Below are 21788 nucleotides of genomic sequence, written 5' to 3'. Positions count from 1 at the left end.
GGTTTGTCGTGAGCGGGCGTCCACATTCCGGACCCGATTTTGTGGATGCGTCAACATTCCTGCATGATGGAGATATGAGCTACCCCACGACGCGCCGCACTCATGTGGACTCCGGTCCCATGGCGTCCATGCGCTGTCGCTGTTCGCTCGCGGTCGTGCGGCACTGAGCCAACGCCCCTGGTGATCGCGGCTCGACCGCAGTCACGCCTCCTGGCATCACCCCCACATTCTCCTGCGGATCCTCACTGAACCGGTGTCCTTGACGCCTGGGTGGAGGCATCTCGCAGGACCACGGCGGACGTCGATTCTCATTCTCGTCGACATTCCCGGACATTCCCGTGCGCCCCCATTGCCGTATTTCGGCTGCCCGAAAGGTCTCCCACCACCATGTCCCGTCATTCGTGGAAGCACGCCCTGATCGCCCTCACCACCCTCGGCGCCCTCACCTTGTCCGCGTGCGGCACCCCGGCGGCTTCCCCGGCCTCCGCCGAGGCGACGAACCCGGTCAGCGGCGGCGTTCTCACCTACCTGGACGCACAACCGCACACCAGCCTGTACCCGCCCTCGGCCGGGTTCTACCCCAACGGCGGCCTCGTCAACCAGATCACCGACCGGCTCGTCTATCAGGACCCCGAGACGCTGGGTTTCCACCCGTGGATCGCGACGGCGTGGACGGTGAACGCCAACGCCACCCGCTACGAGTTCACGCTGCGCGACGACGTCACCTTCTCCGACGGGACCCCCCTGGACGCGGCCGTGGTGGCCAAGAACTTCGACCTGTTCGGGCTGGGCGACGCCGCGCGGGCGCTGCCCGTCTCCGAGGCCGTCAACAACTACGCGAGCTCTGAGGTGGTGAACCCCACCACGGTGGTGTTCCACTTCAGCGCCCCCTCACCGGGCTTCCTGCAGGCCACCTCCACGATCAACTCCGGCCTGCTCTCCTCGGCCACTCTGGACGGCGACTTCACCTCCTACGGCGCCGGCAACGGCACCCACGTCATCGGCAGCGGGCCCTTCGTCGTGGGCTCGGAGAAGGTCGGCGCCGAAGTGGTCCTCACCGCACGGGAGGGCTACCACTGGGCACCTCAGCCGTCGGTCAACCAGGGGCGCGCCTACCTCGACGAGATCCGCTACGTGGTCACCCCCGAGTCCGGCGTCCGCGTCGGGGCCCTGACCAGCGGTCAAGCCGACATCGCCCGGCAGATCGCCGCCCCCGACGAGGCGGTCGTGCAGGCGTCCGGGGCGCACCTGCTGGCGGCCCAGACCCGCGGCGTCAACAACAGCTTCTCGCTGCGCTTCCGCAATGCGACGCTGTCCGACCTCCGCGTTCGGCAGGCGCTGGCGCTCGGAACCGACCGCCAAGAAATCGTCGACACCTTGTTCACCGACAACTACCCTCTGGCCACCTCGGTGATCGGCAAGACGGCGCTTGGCTACCAGGACCTGTCGGCACGGCTGAGCCACGATCCGGCGCGGGCCCGGGACCTCCTCGATGAGGCCGGCTGGGTGCCCGGTGCCGACGGCATCCGGGTCAAGGACGGGCAGCGGCTGAGCCTGGTCGTCAACGAGGCCGCACCCCAGCCACGCTCGTTCGACGTGGTCACCCTCGTCGCCCAGCAATGGAAGCGCGACCTCGGCGTCGACCTGCAAATCCTCCGGGCGGATGCCGGGACGTACGCCAAGGCGATCCAGGATGCGGACCAGATCCAGGTGTACCACTCGATGGTGGGCCGCGCCGACTTCGACGTGATCAAGAGCCAGTACGCCGCCAAGAACCGCAACACGCTGCTGAACCGCAACCCTGCCGACAACTCCCTGGGGGATGAGCACCTCGAATCCCTGCTGGGTGCGGTGGCGAGCACCCCCGACGAGCAGGGACGCATCCAGGCCGACCACGCCGTGCAGGAGTACCTGCTCGACCAAACCTACGTCATCCCGCTGTTCGAGGAGCCGCAGGTGTTCGCCTACACCGGTGTCGTCCACGGCTTCGCGACCGAGCCGATCGCGCGTCCCTCGTTCTACAACACCTGGGTGCAGCGGTGAGCGGGAAAGCGCTCCTGGGCCGGTTCGGGCAGGCGCTCATCGTCGTGGTGCTGGCCTTCACGCTCGCCTTCGTGCTGCTGCAAGCGCTCCCGGGGGACGCGGTGCTGATCAAGTTCGAGAACCCTGAGCTGGGGCTCTCCCCAGACCAGATCGCGGCCATCCGCGCCGCCTACGGCGCCGACACGCCCTGGTGGCAGGCCTACCTGCACACCCTGGCCGGGTTCGTCGTCGGCGACTTCGGATACTCCATCCAGAGCGGGACCGCCGTGGGGGCGCTGCTGGCCGAGGTGGTGCCGCAAACCGTCGTGCTGGCTGGTCTCGCCTTCGCGGCAGCCGTCGTGCTGGCGCTGGCGATCGCCTTCGCGGCCACCTGGACGCCCCTGCCCTGGCTGCGCAACGCCCTGGCGAGCCTGCCGTCGGTGTTCGTCTCCGTGCCGGCGTTCTGGCTCGCGATGGTGCTCATCCAGGTGTTCTCGTTCCGGCTCGGCTGGATCAAGGTGGTGGGGGCCGGACCACTCGAGCAGCTGATCCTGCCGGTGCTCACCATCGCCGTCCCGATCAGTGCGCCGCTGGCCCAGATCCTGGTGCGGTCGCTGGAGGATGTGCAGCGCCGCCCCTTCGTCGCGGTGGTGCGGGCGCGCGGCGCCTCCCGGGCCTGGGTGCTGACCCACAACGTGGCCCGCAACGCGCTCCTGCCCACCCTCACCATCGCCGGGGTGCTGTTCGGTGAGCTCGTGGCGGGTGCCGTGGTCACCGAGACCGTCTTCGGGCGGGCCGGGATCGGACGCCTCACCGAACAAGCCGTCGCCAACCATGACGTGGCCGTGCTGCAGGCGATCGTCGTGCTGAGCGCGGCCGCCTTCGTGGCCGTCAACCTGCTGATCGACCTGGTCAGCCCCCTGATCGATCCTCGCCTCACCACGGAAGTGAGGTTGGCCGCATGAGCGCCGACACCGTGACACGAACGCACCGCCTGACGACCTCGGCCCGCGCCCGAGGCATCCCCCGCAGGCGCCGCCTCCGCCGGGAGGGGGTGCGTTGGCGTCCCTCGGTGGTCGCGTCGGTGCTCGTCGTGGCCGTCGCGATCGGGTTTGCCCTGCTGCCCGGACTGTTCACCCCGCTGGATCCGCTCGCCGGCACCGCGCGGGAGGCGCTGCGGCCGCCGAGCGCGGCCCACTGGTTCGGCACCGACGCCACGGGACGCGACCTGTTCTCCCGCGCCGTCTACGGGGCCGTGCACTCGCTGGGTGGCGCGCTGGTCGCCGTGCTGGTGGGCCTCGTGGCGGGCACGTCGCTCGGACTGCTGGCCGGGTCGATCGGCGGCTGGCTGGACGCGGTCGTGATGAGGATCGTCGAGGTCTTGTTGGCCATTCCCGGGCTCCTGTTGGCGCTGAGCATCATCATCTTGTTGGGGTTCGGAACCACCAACGCGGCCATCGCGGTCGGCATCACGTCGGTGGCCACCTTCGCTCGCCTGTCACGCTCCGAGGTGATCTCGGTGCGCCGCACCGACTACGTGGAGGCGGCGTTCGGCTCCGGAGGGACGTTCGCAGCCGTCCTGCGACGCCACATCCTGCCCAACTCCCTCACCCCCGTCATCGCCTTGGCGGCGTTGCAGTTCGGGACCGCGATCATCGCCATCTCCACGCTCGGGTTCCTCGGCTACGGGGCGCCCCCGCCCACTCCCGAGTGGGGGCTGCTGATCGCCGAGGGCCGCACCTATGTGGGCACCGCCTGGTGGCTCACCACGCTGCCGGGGGTCGTCGTGCTGCTGGTGGTGCTGCCGGCCAACCGGCTCAGCCACGCCCTGGCTCAGGCGGGTGCCCGATGAGCGCCGTGAGCCTGGCCACTCAGGCGCGGACGCCCGTGGCGGTAGGCCCGGTGCTCGCCGTGGAAGACCTCGTGGTCTCCTACGAGTCGCGCCGACGCCGCACGCCCGTCGTCCACGGCGTCAGCTTCCACGTCGGCGCGGGCGAGGTGGTGGCGCTGGTGGGGGAGTCCGGCTCCGGTAAGACGACGACGGCCCAGGCAGTCATCGGGTTGCTCGCCGAGAACGGGCGCATCGAGGGCGGACGCGTGCTGCTGAACGGCCTCGACCTGACCGGGCTGAACGACAAGGCACTGCGCGGGATCCGGGGGCGCCGCATCGGGCTCATCCCCCAAGACCCCAACAACTCCCTCAACCCGGTCAAACGGATCGGGGACAGCCTGGGGGAGGCACTGCGGATTCACGCCTGGGGCTCGAAGGTGGCCATTGCCGCTCGCGTGCTGGAGCTTCTCGAACGGGTGGGGATCGACGATTCGCCACGCCGGGCCCGGCAGTATCCCCACGAGCTGTCGGGCGGGATGAAGCAGCGCGTCCTGATCGCCGCTGCCATCGCCTTGGAGCCGGAACTCATCATCGCCGACGAACCCACCTCCGCCCTCGACGTCACCGTCCAGCGCCGGGTGCTGGATCTGATCGACGACCTGCGGGCAGAGACGGGGGCCGCCGTCGTCCTGGTGACCCACGACCTCGGGGTGGCATCCGAGCGTGCCGACCGGATCGTCGTCATGCGCGAGGGACGCCTGGTAGAACAGGGCCGCACCGACGGTCTCACCTCGCGCCCGCGCGACGCCTACACCCGCACGCTGCTGGCGGAGGCGGCCGTGTTCGCCGGAACCAACCCCCGCCAGACCCCGTCAGACCGGATCGCCGGACCGGCGGCGATCACGGTGTCAGGGCTCGTCCAGGAGTTCGGCGGAGGGCGCCGCACCCCCGCGTTCCGAGCCGTCGACGACGTGTCGTTGCGGGTGGCGGCGGGAACGACGCACGCCCTCGTGGGGGAATCCGGGTCGGGCAAGACCACGACGGCGCGCGCGATCCTTGGCTTTCACCGGGCGAGTGCGGGCAGCATCGAGGTGGCTGGTGTCGACGTCACATCCCTGCAGCGCGGAGCGCAACTGCGGGCGTTCCGCAGCAGGGCCCAACTGGTGTTGCAGAACCCCTACTCGTCGCTGGATCCCCGACAGCGGGTCGCCGACATCATCGCCGAGCCGCTGCTGAACCAGGGGATCGGGGATCGGGCGCACCGGACCGCCCTGGTGGGCGAGTACCTGGACAAGGTGGCGCTGTCGGCGTCCGTGGGTGACCGGTTGCCCCGCGAACTCAGTGGCGGGCAGCGCCAACGGGTCGCGATCGCGCGGGCGCTGATCCTCCAACCGGAGGTGGTGGTGCTCGACGAGCCGGTCTCCGCCCTCGATGTGACCGTGCAGGCCCAGATCCTGCGCTTGCTGGCCGACCTGCAGGAGCATCTCCGCTTGACCTACCTGTTCATCTCCCACGACCTCGGTGTGGTCGCCCACCTCAGCGACACCGTGTCGGTGATGCGGCACGGCCGCGTCGTCGAATCCGGCACGACCGCGGAGGTCTTCACCACCCCCCGATCCGACTACACAGCAGAACTCCTGGCCGCCATCCCCGGCCGCTGACGAAAGGACCTCCCATGACCGATCTCGGATTCTTCACCCGCCTGCTGGACGACGCCGCAGCCCCGCAGCGCTACCGCCACGCCACCGAGCAGATCCGGCACGCCGAGCAACTGGGCTACGCCACGGCCTGGGTGGCCCAGCACCACTTCCACGGCGCCGAGGGAGGGCTGCCCTCGCCGCTGCTGCTGCTCGCCCACGTCGGCGCACTCACCTCCACCATCCGGCTCGGGACCGGGGTCATCTGCCTGCCCATGGAGGACGCCGTGCGTACCGCCGAGGACGCCTCCGTCCTGGACGCCCTCACCGGAGGCCGCCTGGAGGTGGGGATCGCGACCGGCGGCACCCCGGCGTCGTTCGGGGCCTGGGGGCTGGACTTCGCAGACCGGCACCAGCTCGCGAACGACAAGCTCGCCGTGCTGCGTTCGGCCTGGCGTGGCGAACCGATCAACGCCACCGACAACGTCCTCTACCCGGCCGCGTTCGGCCTGGACCGGCGGCTGTGGCAGGCGACGCTCTCCGCGTTCGGCGGGGACCGCGCCGGACGCGACGGTGATGGTCTGATGCTCTCGCGTACCCAGCCGCGCCCCGAGGACGCCCCGCGGGCGAGCCTGGCGGACGTGCAGGTGCCGATCGTGGACGCCTACCGGGCCGCCCTTCCCGTGGGGCGGGCACCGCGGGTGCTGGCCTCCCGGACGATCTTCGTGGCCGACACGACCGCGGAGGCCTACCGGTGGGCCGAGTCCGGGCTGCGGGCTGCGGTCGCCGCGTCGCCGCGCACGTTCGGGTCCCGCGTCGCAGCGGATGCCCCGCTGGCCGACCTGCTGGCGGTCACCGACTCCTTCGTGGGCAGCCCGCAGCAGGTCGCCGAGGCGCTGGCGGCCGACGCGACGCTGGCCCTGGCGACCGAGGTCTCCGCGCAGGTGCACTCGGTGGACGCCCCGCACGCGCAGGTGCTGCGCTCCCTGGAACTCCTGGCCACCGAGGTGGCCCCGGCGCTCGGATGGGGCGAACAAGGAAGGACGGCGGCATGACCACGCAGATCGAAGCAAGCGACCTGGTCGGCGCGGTTGCGGGGCTGGTCCCCGGCTCCCCGCTGGCGGAGGCACGGGGCTCCCGCGCGGTGGCCCGCGACCAGATCCAGGCCGCCGAAAGCGCGCTGTTCACCCGGGGCACCGCGACGATCCCGCGCCGGGATCGACTCATCGTTGGGGCGTTCGCGGCGGCCCTGACCGACCCCGATGGCGCGTTGGCCGTGCACCGGGTGGGGCAGTTGGCCGATGCGGATGCCGCCCTGGTCGACCGGCTGGTCGACTCTGGCGCCCAGCAGGGGCCGTGGGGTTCTTATCGGGAGCCTGGGCTGATCCACGAGAGCATCCCCGGGCAGGCCTGGACTGTTCCTGAGCGTGAGCGAGCGGAACTGGGGGCGGCGCTGTCGGCGGTGCTGGAGCACGCGCATCTGCTGTTGCTGCATCCGCGCGATGCGCGCCCGGGCTCGCTGCAGACGTTGGTCGACGTCGGGTGGGGGCGCTCCGACATCGTCACCTGGTCCCAGCTCATCTCCTTCGCCGCGTTCCAGGCCCGGCTCGCCGCCGGCCTCGCCGTCACCCAGGAGGCGCTGACATGACCGTCATCGACGAAGAACCGCAGATCGTCCGCCCGTGGGCGTTCACCGCGAAGGAACTGGGATGGGTCCCGTGGCTGGAGCCGCCCGCTGCGGACGAGCTCTCGCCGGAGCAGGTCGCCTCGCTGGTGCAACGGCAGCGGGCCGCCAGCCCGTACTTCCGGCTGCTGTCAGAAGATCCCGCGGCGCTCGAGGCGCGCACCCGCGCCGACCTGGACATCTTCCACGCTGCCGGAGGCTTGCCCCGTGCCGAGCGGGAACTCGCCGCGGCGGCGGTGTCCCGCGTCAACGGGTGCGTGTTCTGCGCCTCGGTTCATGCCCGGTTCGCCGGACAGATCTCTCATCGTCCCGACGCGGTGGCGACACTGTTGGAGGAGGGGGTCGGCGCCGATCTGGGGGAGCGCTGGAACGCCGTGGTGGAGGCCTCGGCGGCCCTCACGGCGACGCCGGTGGCGTTCGGTCCCACGCATGTGGCCCGGCTGCGGGCTGCCGGACTGGGGGCGCTCGAGATCAGCGATCTGCTGCACGCGGCAGCCTTCTTCAGCTGGGCCAACCGGCTCATGCTGTCGCTGGGCGAACCCGAAGTTCCGCAGGGCTGAGTCGTGGCGAGAATCGTCTCGGTGCTCAGCGCCCGGCCTCCGGGATCCCGTGCGGACGCCGTCGGCCGCCGTGCGGGCCACAGGCTCGTCGCGGCGGGTCACAACGTCGTCGAGGTTCATCTGCGGGAACTGCCCGCCGAGTCGCTGCTGTGGCGCGACGTCGATCATCCCTCTCTGGTCGCCGTCGTGGAGGCGGTGACCCGGGCGGACGGGCTGATCGTCACCTCGCCCGTCCACCAGGCCTCCATCGCTGCCCCGGTCAAGGCGTTCCTGGACCTGTTCCCCATGAGTGGGCTGCGTGGCACGACCGTGCTGCCATTCATGGTGGGCGGGTCGGCCGGGCACGTGTTGGCCCTCGACTACGGGCTGCGTCCGGTGTTGCAGGGACTGGCACCCGCGCACCTGGCGGCGGGCCGCTACGTCGTGGCGTCAGCGATCACGCTGACGCCGGACTGGCCGCAGGAAGCCTTCCGGCGAGAGGCCACCATCGAGGCGTCGGTGGCGGCTCAAATCGACCGGGCCACCGACGAGTTCGCAGGCCTGCTGAGGCCGAGCCCCGCGGACGAGGAGGTGTCTGCGGGGATCGGCCGCGCATCGTTTAGTCGCGTGCGGCGGCCAGTTCCTCATCCTCCAGTGCGGCGATCAGGTTGAACCGCTCGGTGAAGATGCCGCCCTTGAACTCCGCCCCCAGGAAGGCGTCGGTGATGGCGCAGGCCATCTGCGGGCCGACGACGAAGGCGCCGAACGCGATGATCTGGCTGCCGTTGTGCTCACGGGTGTGCCGGGCCGTGAACGGCTCCGAACAGACGGCGGCGCGGATACCCCGAACTTTGTTCGCCGAGATGGAGATACCGATGCCTGTGCCGCAGATGAGGACGCCTCGCTCGGCCTCCTCGTCGCGGATCAGGTGAGCTACCTGGCGGGCATAGTGGGCGGAGTACTCGGCCTCGCCGGTGCCGTCCCAGCCGACGTCGGTCACCTCGTGACCAGCCTCGACCAGGTGTGCGACGACGATGTCCTTGAGTTCAGCGCCGGAACTGTCGGAGCCGATGGCGATCTTCATGTGGTTCCCCCAGATAGGTGTGATCTTTCCCCAAGTCTAAAGGGGTGGCGTGCTCGAGTGACAGCGTTGCCGTGCACGGTCCCGGATATGGTGGGCCCGTGATCGCGATGACGGACGACGAGTTCGAGGGGCACGTCACTGACGCGCTGGACTCGATCCCCGCGAGCCTGCTGGATCTCCTGGAGAACTGCGTGATCGTCGTCGAGGACGAGCCTCCCGCCGACGAACCCGACCTTCTGGGCGTCTACGACGGGGTGCCGCTCACCGAGCGTGACCACGAGTACGGCGCGGTGCTGCCGGATCGGATCGTGATCTTCAAGAACCCCACGCTGAGGATGTGCCAGACCCGCGAGGAGGTCGTGGAGGAGGTTGGCATCACCGTCGTCCACGAGATTGCCCACTACTTCGGCATCGACGACGCGCGACTCCACGACCTCGGTTACGCCTGATCGGAAGGCTGCCCCAGCAGGGCGCGCACCGTGTGTCCGACGCCCCCCTCGTGGTTGCCGGGTGCCGCCTCGAACCGCGACCGCAGCGCGGGATGGGCGTTACCCATCGCGAAACCCCGTCCGGCGAACTCCAGCATCGCCTGATCGTTGGGCATGTCCCCGAAGGCCGCCACCGCTCCCGGCGCGACACCGAGTTCTGCGGCCAGCCGGGCCAGCGTGGTCGCCTTGGTGACCCCCGAGGCGCTCATCTCGACCATGCCGCGGCTCCCCGGGGGCGATGAATGCGTGACGGTGACGAGGTCGCCGACGAGCGAGGTCGCCTGCGTGGCGAACGCGTCGATCGTCACCCCCTCGGCCATGGCGAGGAGCTTCACCACCGGTGACGTCCCCGCAGCCAACTCTTCCCAGTGGGCGCGCCTCACGGCGCGCGGATCCTCCACCAGCGTCCCGGACGGATCGAACTCCCGCAGGGGCCAGGCCGGCTCGCAGTGGAACTCAAAGCCGTGTTCGATGCCGAACAGCACCTCCGGGCGAGCGGCCCGCAGGCGTCCCGCCACCGCGGCGACAGCGTCCCCCGGGATCGCCTGGACGCGGGTCATGCGGCCGGAGGCCAGGTCCACGACAGCGGCCCCGTTGCTGACGATGACAAGCGGTTTCGCCGCCAGGATGGGTTCCAGGCAGCCCAGCCAGCGTGCGGGCCGCCCCGTCGCGACGACCAAGTGGATGCCGCGCTGGCTTGCCTGCAGGAGCGCGTGGGCGTCCGGCGCCGCGATCCGTCCATCCGGGCCCAACAATGTGCCGTCGAGGTCGGTCGCGATCAGCCGGACCGTCGTCATAGGCGGCTGTTGGGCGTCGGGGAACTCGCACTCTCCGAGGCGGAACCCGACGGTTCGGGGGAGCCGGAACTCTGCTCGGGGCTGGCCGATCCCGTCTGCGGGGACGGCGACCCGGACTGCGGCGAGGGCGACCCCGACCCACCGCTGGCCGAGGCCGTGTTCGGGACGGGATCGGGCGCGTTCTGCGGGGGCGTGGTCTGGAACAGCAAGATCGCGATGAGCACGGCCAGGGCCATCATCATCATCATGATCAGCCAGGAGATGAAGACGGTCGCCCACCCGGCGCGCTCCGGTTTGCCCGGCCAGGGCAGCGGCCACTGCCGGGCCACGCCGGGGGCGACCTTGTCGATCCAGTGCAAGGCATAGCCGGGCCCGTGCTGCTCGCCCAGGTTGGGCAGCCACGACAGGTCCACCTCCGCCAGGACGCGCTCCGCCTCCGCCACGGCGGTGCGGGAACCGTCGTAGGCCAGCGCGGCCCACGGGGCGTCCGGCGTCGCATCCGGGGGAGTCGGGCTGTCGGCGGGGGCCACGTACTTGCCAGCCAGCCTGCCCGTCTCCTGGCCGCGCCCGCCGCGCCCCAGCACCGTGTCGATGTGCATCTTCTCGACGGTGCCGGCGAACCGGTCGACCGCGGCGGCATCGTCGGCGGCCCCTTCGCTGAGCATCAGCACCAACGCGCCCGCGCCCCCGGCGGCGTGCGCGGTGTACGCGACGCCGGACGGGGAGGCGGCGACGCGCGCCTCAAGCCAGTACCCGCCCACGCGGGGCGGATCGACCGGGAGAAGGGGATGCAGCAGGGCGCCGTCGCCGTCGTCGGGCTCGGGGGGCTGCGGGAATTCGTGGTCGGTCATCACTGCCATTGTGCCGCATCGTTCACCCAGGGCTTCGGCCAGCCGATTCCGTGGCGGGCCGCCGCTCGAGGAGGTCACAGCGTCACCGGGTAAGGTCGGTCGCGTTCGTTCAGCGTCCGCCCCGTACCAAGGAGAACACGCGCGTGACAGCATCCAGCCAGCCCGCCTACACCACGGCACAGGCGGCCACACTCCTGGGCGAGGCGATCGCCGAGGTGCAGCGGGTCATCGTCGGCCAGGAGCACATGGTCGAGCAGTTGATGGTCGGTCTGCTCGCCAAGGGCCACATCCTGCTCGAAGGCGTCCCCGGCACCGCGAAGACGCTGGCGGTCCGGACGTTCGCAACCGTCGTGGGCGGCGACTTCGCCCGGATCCAGTTCACTCCCGACCTGGTGCCCTCCGACATCGTCGGCACCCGTATCTACTCGGCCAGCCAGGAGAAGTTCGACACGGTCCTGGGGCCCGTCTTCGTCAACTTCGTCCTCGCCGACGAGATCAACCGGGCCCCTGCCAAGGTGCAGTCGGCGATGCTGGAGCTCATGGCCGAGCGTCAGGTCTCCCTCGGCGGCAAGACCTATCCGCTGCCCAAGCCGTTCAGCGTCATCGCCACCCAGAACCCCATCGAGTCCGAGGGCGTGTACCCGCTGCCGGAAGCGCAGCGCGACCGCTTCCTGCTGAAGATCGACGTCCCCTATCCGCGGGGCAACGAGGAGTTCGAGATCCTGCGGCGGATGAGCGTTCAGCCGCCGGAGGCGCGCAACCTCCTCGACACCGAGCGCGTGCTGGCGCTGCAGAACATGGCCAGCAACGTCTTCGTGCACAACCTCGTCGCCGAGTACATCGTCCGGCTGGTCATGGCCACCCGGAACCCCGTCGAGTTCGGCATGCCGGACCTGGATCCGGTCATCTCCGTGGGTGCCTCCTCGCGCGCCACGTTGGGCCTCGTCGCCGCAGCGCGGGCGCTCGCCCTGATCCACGGGCGCGACTACGTCCTGCCCACCGACGTCCAGGCGGTCGCCCAGGACGTGATGGCCCACCGCCTCGTCCTGGGCTTCGACGCCATCGCCGACAACATCTCGCCTGTCCAGGTCGTCGAGCGACTGATCGCGATGGTTCCTGCCCCGACGCCCGTCTGGAACGACCAGCAACGGCAGCAGGCACGCACCGAGCACCATTACGAGCCTGGTCGCGTCCACCCGTAAGGAACCCGTGACCACTCAGGACCGCCCAGATTTCGCCACCGCCGACGACCTCGGCGCGGTGGCCTCCGTGCTGCGCGAACCCACCGGTGCCACCATCCCGCTGAGCAAGCTCGCCCCCGAGCAGGCGCTCAAGCGTCTCGAACTGGCGGTGGTGCGCCGCATGGAGGGATACCTGCACGGCGACCATCGCGGGCTCCTGCCCGGCTCCGGTTCCGAGACGAACGACGCCCGGTTGTACGTGCCCGGCCAAGACGACGTACGCAAGATGGACTGGGCGGTCACCGCCCGCACCCAGACCCCGCACGTCCGGGACACGGTCGCCGACCGTGAGCTGGAGGTGTGGGCGCTGCTGGACGCCACCCCGTCCATGAACTGGGGGACGGAAGGCGTCACCAAACGCGATCTGGGCATCGCCGCGATCGCGACCATCGGGTTCCTCAGCCAGAAGATGGGCGACCGGTTCGGAGCGTTCATCATGCGCCCCGAGGCGCTGGTGCGGATCCCCGCGCGGTCGGGCCGGATGGCGTTGTACTCCCTGCTGCGCAAGATGCTCACCGAGCCCGTGGTCCCCGACCACGCCAGCGGCCCCTACTCCCTGACCCGCGGGATCGACCAGTTGGCCCGCACCCAGCGCAGGCGGGGCCTGCGCGTCGTGGTCTCGGACTTCCTCAGTCCCGACGACACCGAACTCGACCCGAGCGTGCCTCCCGAATGGGAGCGTCCGTTGCGGCGGCTCGCCGTGAAGAACCAGGTGATCTGCGTCGAGGTCGTGGACCGGCGCGAAGTGGAGTTCCCCGACGTGGGCGACATCTTGATCCGCGATCCCGAGAGCGACTTCGCCCGGTACATCAACACCTCCGACGCGGCCGCCCGTGAGCGCTTCAACGCTGCCTCCTCAGCCCAGCGCGAGCGCATTCGCATCGCGTTCCGGCGGGCAGGGGTGGCCCACATCCAGTTGCGCACCGACCGCGACTGGGTGGAGGACATCGCTCGGTTCGTGCTGTCCTACCGGCGCGTCGCCAGCCAGCTTCATCAGCCGCCCCAGGGGGTGAGCCGATGAACCTGAGCGAAGCCTTCCTGCAGCCCGAACGGCTGTGGATGCTGGCCGTGGTGCCCGTGCTCATCCTCGTGTATATCCTCGCCACGCGGCGCCGCAAGCGCACCGGGATGCGGTTCACCAACACCGCCGTGCTCGGCAGGGTGGTGCGCAAACAGTCCCAGTGGCGCCGCCACCTCGCGGTCGCCTTGTCGCTGCTCAGCCTCGTCACGCTCGTGCTCGCCTGGGCCCGCCCCAACGGCATCGACCGGGTTCCCCGCGAGCGCGCGACCATCGTGCTGGTCATCGACGTCTCGCAATCGATGGCCGCCACCGACGTGGCGCCCAGCCGGCTCGAGGCCGCCAAGGCGACCTCGATCGACTTCGTGAACTCGCTGCCCGAGCAGTACAACGTGGCCGTGGTGTCGATGTCCGGCAACCCCGCCACACGCCTGGGTCCGACGACGGATCGGACGATGGCGGTGCGCGCCATCAACGGTCTGACCCTGCAGGACTCCACCGCTGTCGGCGACGCGATCTACGTCGCGCTCAGCGCCATCGAGATGGCGCCCAAGGGCGACGACGGATCGGCGGCGCCCGGGACGATCGTGATGCTGTCCGATGGCCAAAACACCGCCGGACGCGCGCCGCTCCAAGCCGCCCTGCAGGCGAAGACCGACTCGGTTCCCATCCACACCATCGCCTACGGCACCGAGAACGGCTCGGTCGATCTCGACGGCGTGCGTGAGCGCGTCCCACCCGATGCCGACCTGATGCGCACCATCGCCAGCGAGACCGGAGGCTCCTTCGCGGCCGCTGAGTCCGCCGGCGACCTGAGCCGCGTCTACCAGTCGATCCGTTCCGAGATCGGCTACGACGAGGTCAAGAAGGAAACCACCGCAACCTGGGCCGGGTACGGTCTCGCGTTCGCGGTCGTGGCTGCCCTGGCGGCCGTGTCGTTGGGAGCTCGATGGCCATGATCGTTACTCCGCTGATCTCGTTCTTCCACCCCGACCGGCTGTGGCTGCTGGTGCTGGTCCCGTTGCTGCTGCTGGTCTATGCCGCCCTCGTCCGGCGAAGCGCGACGCGTAACAAGCGCTTCGGAATCGACAACCTCAGCAAGGTGCTGCCCAAGCAAGCCGCGTGGAAGCGGCACGTCGCGGTGGTGGCGGCCGTGCTGAGCCTGGCGTCACTCACGGTGGCGTTCGCGCAGCCCAAGGACACGGTGATGGTCCCCCGGGAGCGGGCGACGATCGTCGTGGCCATCGACGTCTCCCGTTCCATGGAGGCCACCGACATCGACCCCACCCGGCTGGTGGCGGCCAAAGCGGCGGCCCAGGACTTCGTCGGCATGCTGCCCACCGGCTTCAACGTCTCGCTGGTGGCGTTCGCCGGGTCCTCGTCGATCATCGTCCCGCCCACCTTGGACCGCGGCCTGGTGAATCGCGCCATCGAGAACCTTCAGCTGGCGCCGTCCACGGCGATCGGCGAAGGGATCTACAGCTCGCTGGACGCCATGGCGCTGGTACCCCCCGATCCCGATCATCCTGACGATCCGACGCCCGGGGCGATCGTGCTGCTGTCTGACGGATACACCAACATCGGACGTTCCAGCCAGCAGGCGGCCCGTGACTCCAAGGAGGCCGGCTACCCGATCTACACGATCGCCTACGGCACGGCGAACGGCTATGTGATCAGCAACGGCCGCCGCGAACCCGTCCCGGTGAACCCGGCCGAACTGGCCACCGTCTCCCGCGAATCGGGTGGCGAGGCGTTCCGGGCCGGGTCGGCGAACGAGCTCGAACGCGTCTACTCCAGCATCGCCAGCTCCGTCGGCTACGAGCAGGTCGACCAAGAGGTGACCGAACTGTATGCGGGCATCGCCTTGGCGTTCGCCGTCCTGGCCAGCCTTGCGGTCGGTTCCCTGGCGGCGCGCTGGCCCTGATCGGGCGTCCCGGGCGGCGCGGTGTGGGGTGGCTGGCGTCCGGAGGTTGATTGTTCTACTGTTGCGCCACCGGCGTCCGCGCCGGTCCGTGCAACTCATCCCAGCGCCCGGCGTCCGTTTCACGCCTCGGTGACCCGATGATGAGGAGCTCATGCTCCTCGGTCATGTCACCGAGGGAGGAAACCGTCCATGTTCTCATTCGCCACCACGCCGGTCATGTACGTCGGCCTGCTGATCCTGTTCGCCTGGTGCACTGTGTGGAGCGCCGTCGAACTCGTCCGCTCCACCACGACCGAGCACCGCATCTCCAACGGCCTGCATCTGATCATGTCGCTGGTGATGCTGGCGATGGTCCCACGCAGCACGTACGCCGCGCTGAGCGCGGTGGTCCCCCTCAGCGTCCAGGCAGGGTTCTTCGTCGTGGCCGCCGGGTGGTTCGTCGCCCTGGCGGTCCGTGGCCCCGGCTCCGTCCGGCCGCACTTCGTGGGGCATGCGGTGATGTTCGCCGCCATGGCCTGGCACCTGATCGGGATGATGGTCAAGATGGCCCAGATGTCCGAGCACGGCATGGGCGAGCACGCTGGTCACACGATGGCCGGATCCGGCGACGTGGTCGCCTGGGTCGGGCTGCCTTTCATGGCCGCACTGCTGTGGATGGGGCTCTCCGCGCTCGTCGACCTCGTCCGTCCCCAGGCGGGCCATGCATCCGGGCACGTGACGAGCCGGTCGTCTGGCGAGCACGCGGCGCACGTCCCCGCCGCTGCGGGATGCCACGATCCGCGCCCGGTCGGTTCGGTCTCTGAGCGGGCGCACGCCGCCATGGGGGCGGCGATGAACCTCGGGATGTTCTGGATGAGCGTCGGTCTGGTCGCGGGGTTGCTGCCCTTCCTGGCAGTGCTTCAGGCCTGACGTCGGCGGCCCGCGACCGGTGCGGGTGTGGTAGTCCTGACGCTATGGCTGACGTGCTGGAGAACCTGCGGCAGGCGCGAGCCCGGATCGACGCGGCGTGCAGCCGTGCCGGACGGGACACCACCGAGGTCGAGTTGCTCCCCGTCAGCAAGACGCATCCGGACGCAGCCGTGCGGCGCGCCGCCGGGGCGGGCTACCGCCGGTTCGGCGAGAACCGTCCGCAGGAAGTCGCCCGCCGCGCCGCCGAACTGGCCGATCTCGACCTCTCCTGGGTGGCGATCGGACGCGTCCAGACCAACAAGGCCAAGCTGATCGCCGAACATGCAGCGGAACTCCAGTCCCTCGACTCCGTCGCCCTGGGTGAGGCGCTGGAGCGGCGGCTGGATGCACTGGGCCGCACGCTGCCGGTGCTGGTTCAGGTCAACACCTCAGGTGAGGCCGCCAAGGCGGGATTCCGCCCGGAGGACACCCCTGCGGCGGTCGCCACGCTGCGCGCGTGTCCGCATCTGGAGGTTCGCGGCCTCATGACCATGGCCGCCCACACCACCGACCGGGACGCGATCCGCAGCAGTTTCGCCTGCCTGCGCGACCTGCGTGACCGGCTTCGCGACGTCTACGGGCCCGAGTTCGGCGCACTGTCCATGGGCATGTCCGGCGACTTCGAGCTGGCCGTGGAGGAGGGTGCAACCTGCGTCCGTCTGGGCAGCGTCATCTTCGGGACGCGGCCGGCTCAGGCTTGACCCGGCGACTCATCGCGTCGCCACAGCCCCCAGCGACAGTGTTCCCAGCTGCCCCAGTTCGGCCGTCTGAGCGAGATAGAGCTCCGCGCAGGCCAGCGCGTCGACGAGTGCGTCGTGCGCTGGGTAGCTGGGCAGCCCGTAGCGCGCCCGCGCGGTCCACAGCCGCAGTTGGCCCGCTCGGGCCTCGTCGTCGAACCCCCGGTTGACCAGGGAGTCGTGCAGCACCAGCGTGCACACCACGGGGACGACCAGCGGAGCGCCGTAGAGGCGCTCGCACAGCCGGGACAGGAAATGGCGCTCGATGTAGGCGAAGTGAGCCAGCATGGCCCGGCCACGTAACGCCGCCAGCACGGCGGACATCGCATCGTCGAGGTCTGCGCCCTCGGCGAGGGCGTCGTCGGTGATCCCGTGGAAGACGGCGGACTGGCCGACCGCGACCCCGGCGTCGAGAACATGCTGGGCGGCGGATCCGAGGAGGATGCTCCGGCCGTCGACGGGGACGTGGCCCATGCTCACCACCGTGTCGACCTGGGGATTCAGGCCGGTGGTCTCGACGTCGACGGCCAGGAGTCCTAGGTCGTCGAGAGGGGTGTCGGCAGCGGGGGCCGGGACGGCGTAGAAGTCGCCGAGCGCGCCGGTGGCGCGCCGGGCGGCGCGCGCCCGGCGCAGCCCGAAGAACGGTGACCAGGTCATGTCTAGGTCACATCCGTCCGGTACCGGTAGGCGACTGCTTTCTGCAGCCCGCGGATGATGCCGAACGCCTCCTTGAGGTGCCGCCGCTCGAAGGAGCTCAGCGAGGTCGGGTCGATGTAGTTGTCGACCGAGGCTCCGGTGGCGAACTGCCGAACCTGATGCTGCAGGCGCACATAGCCGATGAACTCGAACGCGTCGCCCAGGCTCGCGGCGCTCTCCTGCGAGAGCGCGCCCGTCCCGGCCGCCGCCCGCAGCCGCTCCCCGGTGCTCAGTGCGGCCGACCCGGCGGCCAGTGAGACCAGGCGCGCCAACTGCACCACCGGGGTGATGCCGCCGACCTTCAGGTCCAGCGCATGGCGGTGTTCCCCGGCGCTCTCCACGACGAAGTCGCGGAAGAACCCCAAGGGGGGCTCGAACCGTTGCGCCTCCTTGGCCAGGTGGGCCTGGAAGCGGGGGGAACCCGGGACCAGGGCGACGGCGTGCGCGTGCACCCGCTCCGCGAGGCTGCGGTCGCCGTGGACCGCCCGCATGTCGAGGAATGTCTGAGCGTGCAGCATGGCGTCCGGATCGGGTGTGCCGATCCATCGCCCAAAGCTGTGTTCCCAGCCCGCGACCGACTGCCGCCACGCGGGGTTGGACGCCATCATGTCGCCGGGGCAGCGCGGGAACCCGCAGCGCTCCAGTCCGTCGACGACGAATGCCGCCAGGGCGGCGAACCAGTCGGCCTCCGCAGGGGCCGGGTCGCGACCCAGGATCAGGGCATTGTCCTGGTCGGAGCCCAGTCCCGCTTCCAGGCGGCCCTGCGACCCCAGGGCGACCCAGCAGTACTCCGCGGGGGCGGGACCCAGCGCGTCCTCGGCCAGCCCGATCAGCTTGCGGGTGAGGGCGTCGACGATGGCGGTGACGACGCGGGAGACGTCCGCGGCGGTGGCGTCCTGGCCGGCGGCCGCGGACACCACCTCGGGGAGCCGGCTTGCTGTCGCGGCCAGGTCCTCGACGCTGGCCTGGCGTTCGATCTGCCCCACCAGGTAGCTCGGGTTGGCCTGCTCCAGACGCATCAGGTCCCCTGCGGTGATCATGCCCAGCAGCCGGGTGCCCTCCAGGACCGGCAGGTGGTGGAAGCCGCGCTGACTCATCAGCACGAGCACCTCGAAGGCGAGCGTGTCGGGGGAGACCGAGAGGGGATCCGGCGACATGATCGCCGACACCGGTTCCGTGGCGGGGCGCCCCTGGGCGACCACTTTGGCGCGCAGGTCGCGGTCGGTGAGGATCCCGACCAGCAGGTCACCCTCGGTGACCAGAAGCGCGGACACCCGTCGCTGGGTCATCAACGTCGCCGCGTCGCGGACGCTGTCTCGGCCGGTGATGGTGATCGGGGCGGTGCGCACGATGTCGCGCACCCGGGTGCGCAGGATCGCCGAGCCGGCGTCCTGGGCCCGCACCGACGCGATGGCCGTCTTGATCCTCCCCGCCTGCTGGTCCAGGTAGTGCCGGCTCAGGTCGGGCGAGGACGCCATGAGCGGGGAGAACTCGTCGGCGGGCAGCAGGAGGCACAGCGAATCCGCGTGGGCGACGAGCCGGTAGTTGCTGGGGCCGCCGGTCATCACCGAGGAGATACCGAACGATTCGCCGACCTCGGTGCGCTCCACCAGGGCGCCCTGCGCGTCCAGGATGTCGACCGCTCCGGAGCGGAGGATGAACAGGTAGGCGTTCGCAGCACCGTGTTCCACCAAGACGCTTCCTCGACGGTAATACCGGGTGAGCAGCCGGGAGGGCAGCCCGTCGAGGGTGTCGGCGGGCAGCATGCTGAAGGGTTCGTGCTCTGCGAGGAAGTCCCGCACCATTGCGAGTTCAACGTCCATGCCTGCCACCCAATCACGTTCGGGGTGCATCCGGCATCCGACGTGGTGGCACCGATGTGCGGGCGGAGCGCCTATGCTGGAGGTCCGTGGGAGACGCGCAAGAGACCAAGCACATTTTCGTGACCGGGGGCGTTGCCTCCTCGTTGGGGAAGGGCCTCACGGCCTCAAGCCTCGGATCGCTTCTGGTGGCGCGCGGTATGCGCGTGACCATGCAGAAGTTGGATCCTTACCTCAACGTCGATCCGGGAACCATGAACCCGTTCCAGCACGGCGAGGTGTTCGTGACCGAGGACGGCGCCGAGACCGATCTGGACATCGGCCACTACGAGCGCTTCCTGGACGTCAGCCTGACCGGCGAGGCCAACGTGACCACCGGCAAGGTGTACTCGACGGTCATCGCCAAGGAACGCCGTGGTGACTTCCTCGGGGATACCGTCCAGGTGATCCCGCACATCACCAACCAGATCCGCGACGACATGCTGGCCATGAACGACGGCCGCACCGACGTCATCATCCATGAGATCGGCGGCACCGTCGGCGACATCGAGTCGCTGCCGTTCCTGGAGGCCGCCCGCCAGGTCCGCCGGGAAGTCGGCCGTGACAACGTGTTCTTCCTGCACGTTTCGCTGGTGCCTTACATCGGCCCTTCGGGGGAGCTCAAGACCAAGCCCACCCAGCACTCGGTCGCCGCGCTGCGCCAGGTGGGCATCACGCCCGACGCGATCGTGGCGCGCTGCGTGCGCGACGTGCCAGCGGGCATCAAGCGCAAGATCGCGCTGATGTGTGACGTCGACGAGGAAGCCGTCATCTCGTGCCCCGACGCCGGCTCGATCTACGAAATCCCGCGGGTGCTGTTCAACGAGGGTCTGGACGCCTACGTCGTTCGGCGCCTCGGCGTCAGCTTCCGCGACGTGAACTGGCGACGCTGGAACGATCTGCTCGACCGCGTCCATCACCCCAAGGAGGAGGTCACGGTCGCCCTGGTCGGCAAGTACATCGACCTGCCCGACGCCTATCTGTCGGTGTCGGAGGCGCTCCGGGCGGGCGGGTTTGCCAACTACGCCAAAGTCAACGTCGTGTGGGTCGCCTCCGATGAGTGCGCCACCCCGGAGGGCGCGGCGCGGCATCTGGCCGAGGTTGATGGCGTGCTGATCCCCGGAGGTTTCGGCATCCGTGGCGTCGAGGGGAAACTCGGTGCCCTCACCTACGCCCGCGAGAACCAGATCCCGACCCTAGGGCTGTGCCTGGGACTGCAGTGCATGGTGATGGAGGCGGCCCGCAACCTGGCCGGCCTGGAGGGTGCGGCCTCCACCGAGTTCGATCCTGACACCGAGTTCCCGGTGATCTCCACGATGGCCGAACAGCAGGCGTTCGTCGAAGGCGCAGGCGACCTGGGCGGCACCATGCGGCTGGGCGCCTATCCGGCCGTGTTGACCCCCGGCTCGCTCGTCGCATCCGCGTACGGCACGACGCGGGTCTCCGAGCGTCACCGGCACCGCTACGAGGTCAACAACGCCTACCGCGAGCAGATCGAGGCCGCCGGTCTGAAGGTGTCCGGGACGTCCCCCGACGGAAAGCTGGTGGAGTTCGTGGAGCTGGATTCCGCCCTGCACCCCTACTACGTCGCAACCCAAGCGCATCCCGAGTTCAAGTCGCGACCCACGAAGGCGCACCCGCTGTTCGCCGGGCTGATCGCGGCCGCGGTCGAGCGGCGGCGCAGCCAGCGGCTGTTCACCGAAGAGGCCGCGCATGCGTGAGCTGCCGGTGCTGGCTCCCGGTGACATCGCGGACGTGCCGCTGAGCTGGCCCATCGTGGAGCACCGGGTCGTGGGCCAGGGCAAGGTGAGCACGTTCGTCAGCGACACCGTCGCCACCCCGCAGGGGGAGTCGATGGTGCGCGACTACCTGCAGCACCCGGGAGCCGTCGGGATCATCGCCCTCGACGACCAGGAACGGGTCGTCGTGGTGCGGCAGTATCGCCACCCCGTCGGGTTCCGGCTGATCGAGCCGCCCGCCGGGCTGCTGGACGCAGCGGGAGAGACCTGGCTTGCGGCGGCCGAACGGGAACTGGCCGAAGAGGCGCTCCTCGCGGCCGGAGACTGGCGCGTCCTGACCGACTACCTGACCTCGCCTGGATGCCTGGCCGAGACGCTGCGGATCTTCCTGGCCCGTGACCTGCGCGACGCGCCGCGTCCCGACGGGTTCGAGCTGCACGGCGAGGAAGCCGACATGGACGTGTGCCTCGTGCCGCTGGAGGACCTCGTGACGGCCGTCCTCGCCGGGACGGTGCAGAACCCGACCCTGGTCGCGGGATCGCTGGCGGCGTATGCCGCGCTGCGGTCGGGGCGGGTGGACGAACTGCGCGCGGCGGACGCGCCGTGGTTGGCCCGTGAGGCGGCCGCGCAGCGGGCCGCCGACCTCGCGGCCCTCGACGCCTCGGCATGAGCCCGGGCGCGCGTCGGCGCGGC

22 protein-coding genes are annotated in these 21788 nt (G+C 70.1%); 17 read left to right on the top strand and 5 right to left on the bottom strand.

Annotation, left to right across the window (positions count from 1 at the left end; translation table 11 throughout):
• Nucleotides 1-387 precede the first annotated feature (387 nt).
• Genes V7E09_RS01235 through V7E09_RS01200 form a run of 8 tightly spaced genes read left to right on the top strand, consistent with a single transcriptional unit; the run spans nt 388 to nt 8385 of the window.
• Nucleotides 388-2043 carry a TIGR04028 family ABC transporter substrate-binding protein gene (locus V7E09_RS01235; RefSeq protein ID WP_324522921.1) on the top strand — a complete coding sequence of 552 codons (1656 nt, stop codon included), beginning with the start codon at nt 388-390 and terminating at the stop codon, nt 2041-2043.
• Complete coding sequence (locus V7E09_RS01230; protein WP_324510066.1) at nt 2040-2987, top strand: ABC transporter permease; 948 nt, start codon at nt 2040-2042, stop codon at nt 2985-2987. The genes V7E09_RS01235 and V7E09_RS01230 overlap by 4 nt, the downstream gene beginning before the upstream one ends.
• Nucleotides 2984-3874, top strand: coding sequence for an ABC transporter permease (locus tag V7E09_RS01225; RefSeq protein WP_324510067.1), 891 nt, complete (start codon nt 2984-2986; stop codon nt 3872-3874). The genes V7E09_RS01230 and V7E09_RS01225 overlap by 4 nt, the downstream gene beginning before the upstream one ends.
• The gene (locus tag V7E09_RS01220) at nt 3871-5514 is read left to right on the top strand and encodes an ABC transporter ATP-binding protein (RefSeq protein ID WP_324510068.1); all 1644 of its coding nucleotides are present in this window, start codon (nt 3871-3873) and stop codon (nt 5512-5514) included. The genes V7E09_RS01225 and V7E09_RS01220 overlap by 4 nt, the downstream gene beginning before the upstream one ends.
• A 14-nt stretch (nt 5515-5528) precedes the next feature.
• Nucleotides 5529-6545 carry a putative FMN-dependent luciferase-like monooxygenase gene (locus V7E09_RS01215; protein WP_324510069.1) on the top strand — a complete coding sequence of 339 codons (1017 nt, stop codon included), beginning with the start codon at nt 5529-5531 and terminating at the stop codon, nt 6543-6545.
• Complete coding sequence (locus V7E09_RS01210) at nt 6542-7138, top strand: CMD domain protein (protein ID WP_324510070.1); 597 nt, start codon at nt 6542-6544, stop codon at nt 7136-7138. Before V7E09_RS01215 ends, V7E09_RS01210 begins: the two co-directional genes overlap by 4 nt.
• The gene (locus V7E09_RS01205) at nt 7135-7734 is read left to right on the top strand and encodes an alkylhydroperoxidase domain protein (RefSeq protein ID WP_324522920.1); all 600 of its coding nucleotides are present in this window, start codon (nt 7135-7137) and stop codon (nt 7732-7734) included. Before V7E09_RS01210 ends, V7E09_RS01205 begins: the two co-directional genes overlap by 4 nt.
• A 3-nt stretch (nt 7735-7737) precedes the next feature.
• Nucleotides 7738-8385, top strand: a complete 648-nt coding sequence (locus tag V7E09_RS01200; protein WP_324510072.1) for an NAD(P)H-dependent oxidoreductase — start codon at nt 7738-7740, stop codon at nt 8383-8385.
• Here V7E09_RS01200 and rpiB read toward each other — a convergent pair.
• The gene (gene rpiB, locus V7E09_RS01195) at nt 8333-8797 is read right to left on the bottom strand and encodes a ribose 5-phosphate isomerase B (RefSeq protein WP_324510073.1); all 465 of its coding nucleotides are present in this window, start codon (nt 8795-8797) and stop codon (nt 8333-8335) included. The two genes, V7E09_RS01200 and rpiB, sit on opposite strands and share 53 nt — an antisense overlap.
• A gap of 107 nt (nt 8798-8904) precedes the next feature.
• Here rpiB and V7E09_RS01190 point away from each other — a divergent pair, with 107 nt between their 5' ends.
• Nucleotides 8905-9246 carry a metallopeptidase family protein gene (locus tag V7E09_RS01190; protein ID WP_324510135.1) on the top strand — a complete coding sequence of 114 codons (342 nt, stop codon included), beginning with the start codon at nt 8905-8907 and terminating at the stop codon, nt 9244-9246.
• On the opposite strand, the gene V7E09_RS01185 is transcribed toward V7E09_RS01190, so the two are convergent.
• Complete coding sequence (locus V7E09_RS01185) at nt 9237-10082, bottom strand: HAD family hydrolase (RefSeq protein ID WP_324510074.1); 846 nt, start codon at nt 10080-10082, stop codon at nt 9237-9239. The genes V7E09_RS01190 and V7E09_RS01185 overlap by 10 nt on opposite strands.
• Nucleotides 10079-10933, bottom strand: coding sequence for a hypothetical protein (locus V7E09_RS01180; protein WP_324510075.1), 855 nt, complete (start codon nt 10931-10933; stop codon nt 10079-10081). Before V7E09_RS01180 ends, V7E09_RS01185 begins: the two co-directional genes overlap by 4 nt.
• Nucleotides 10934-11076: 143 nt before the next feature.
• On the opposite strand from V7E09_RS01180, the gene V7E09_RS01175 reads away from it, so the two are divergent.
• From V7E09_RS01175 to V7E09_RS01150, 6 genes are all read left to right on the top strand, one after another.
• Nucleotides 11077-12135 (top strand): AAA family ATPase, encoded by a 1059-nt coding sequence (locus V7E09_RS01175; protein WP_324522919.1) that lies wholly within the window; start codon nt 11077-11079, stop codon nt 12133-12135.
• Nucleotides 12136-12193: 58 nt separating this feature from the next.
• Nucleotides 12194-13195 (top strand): DUF58 domain-containing protein, encoded by a 1002-nt coding sequence (locus tag V7E09_RS01170; RefSeq protein ID WP_324510136.1) that lies wholly within the window; start codon nt 12194-12196, stop codon nt 13193-13195.
• Nucleotides 13192-14151, top strand: coding sequence for a VWA domain-containing protein (locus V7E09_RS01165; protein WP_324510077.1), 960 nt, complete (start codon nt 13192-13194; stop codon nt 14149-14151). Before V7E09_RS01170 ends, V7E09_RS01165 begins: the two co-directional genes overlap by 4 nt.
• A complete protein-coding gene (locus tag V7E09_RS01160; protein WP_324510137.1) occupies nt 14148-15116 on the top strand; it encodes a VWA domain-containing protein in 969 nt (322 codons plus the stop codon). The genes V7E09_RS01165 and V7E09_RS01160 overlap by 4 nt, the downstream gene beginning before the upstream one ends.
• A 189-nt stretch (nt 15117-15305) precedes the next feature.
• Nucleotides 15306-16025, top strand: coding sequence for a DUF5134 domain-containing protein (locus V7E09_RS01155; protein WP_324522918.1), 720 nt, complete (start codon nt 15306-15308; stop codon nt 16023-16025).
• 44 nt (nt 16026-16069) lie between these two features.
• Entirely contained in the window at nt 16070-16765 is a 696-nt protein-coding gene (locus V7E09_RS01150) for a YggS family pyridoxal phosphate-dependent enzyme (protein WP_324510079.1), read from the top strand.
• A gap of 9 nt (nt 16766-16774) precedes the next feature.
• On the opposite strand, the gene V7E09_RS01145 is transcribed toward V7E09_RS01150, so the two are convergent.
• A complete protein-coding gene (locus V7E09_RS01145; RefSeq protein WP_324510080.1) occupies nt 16775-17458 on the bottom strand; it encodes an exonuclease domain-containing protein in 684 nt (227 codons plus the stop codon).
• A gap of 2 nt (nt 17459-17460) precedes the next feature.
• Nucleotides 17461-19320, bottom strand: a complete 1860-nt coding sequence (locus V7E09_RS01140; protein ID WP_324510081.1) for a putative nucleotidyltransferase substrate binding domain-containing protein — start codon at nt 19318-19320, stop codon at nt 17461-17463.
• Nucleotides 19321-19406: 86 nt separating this feature from the next.
• Here V7E09_RS01140 and V7E09_RS01135 point away from each other — a divergent pair, with 86 nt between their 5' ends.
• Nucleotides 19407-21077 (top strand): CTP synthase, encoded by a 1671-nt coding sequence (locus V7E09_RS01135; RefSeq protein ID WP_324510082.1) that lies wholly within the window; start codon nt 19407-19409, stop codon nt 21075-21077.
• Complete coding sequence (locus tag V7E09_RS01130; protein ID WP_324510083.1) at nt 21070-21765, top strand: NUDIX hydrolase; 696 nt, start codon at nt 21070-21072, stop codon at nt 21763-21765. The genes V7E09_RS01135 and V7E09_RS01130 overlap by 8 nt, the downstream gene beginning before the upstream one ends.
• The last annotated feature ends 23 nt before the right edge of the window (nt 21766-21788 follow it).

Source organism: Propioniciclava sp., assembly GCF_036744435.1.
Classification (GTDB): domain Bacteria; phylum Actinomycetota; class Actinomycetes; order Propionibacteriales; family Propionibacteriaceae; genus Propioniciclava.
The sequence above is the reverse complement of the archived record's forward strand: the minus strand, read 5'-3'. Positions and strand labels throughout refer to the sequence as shown.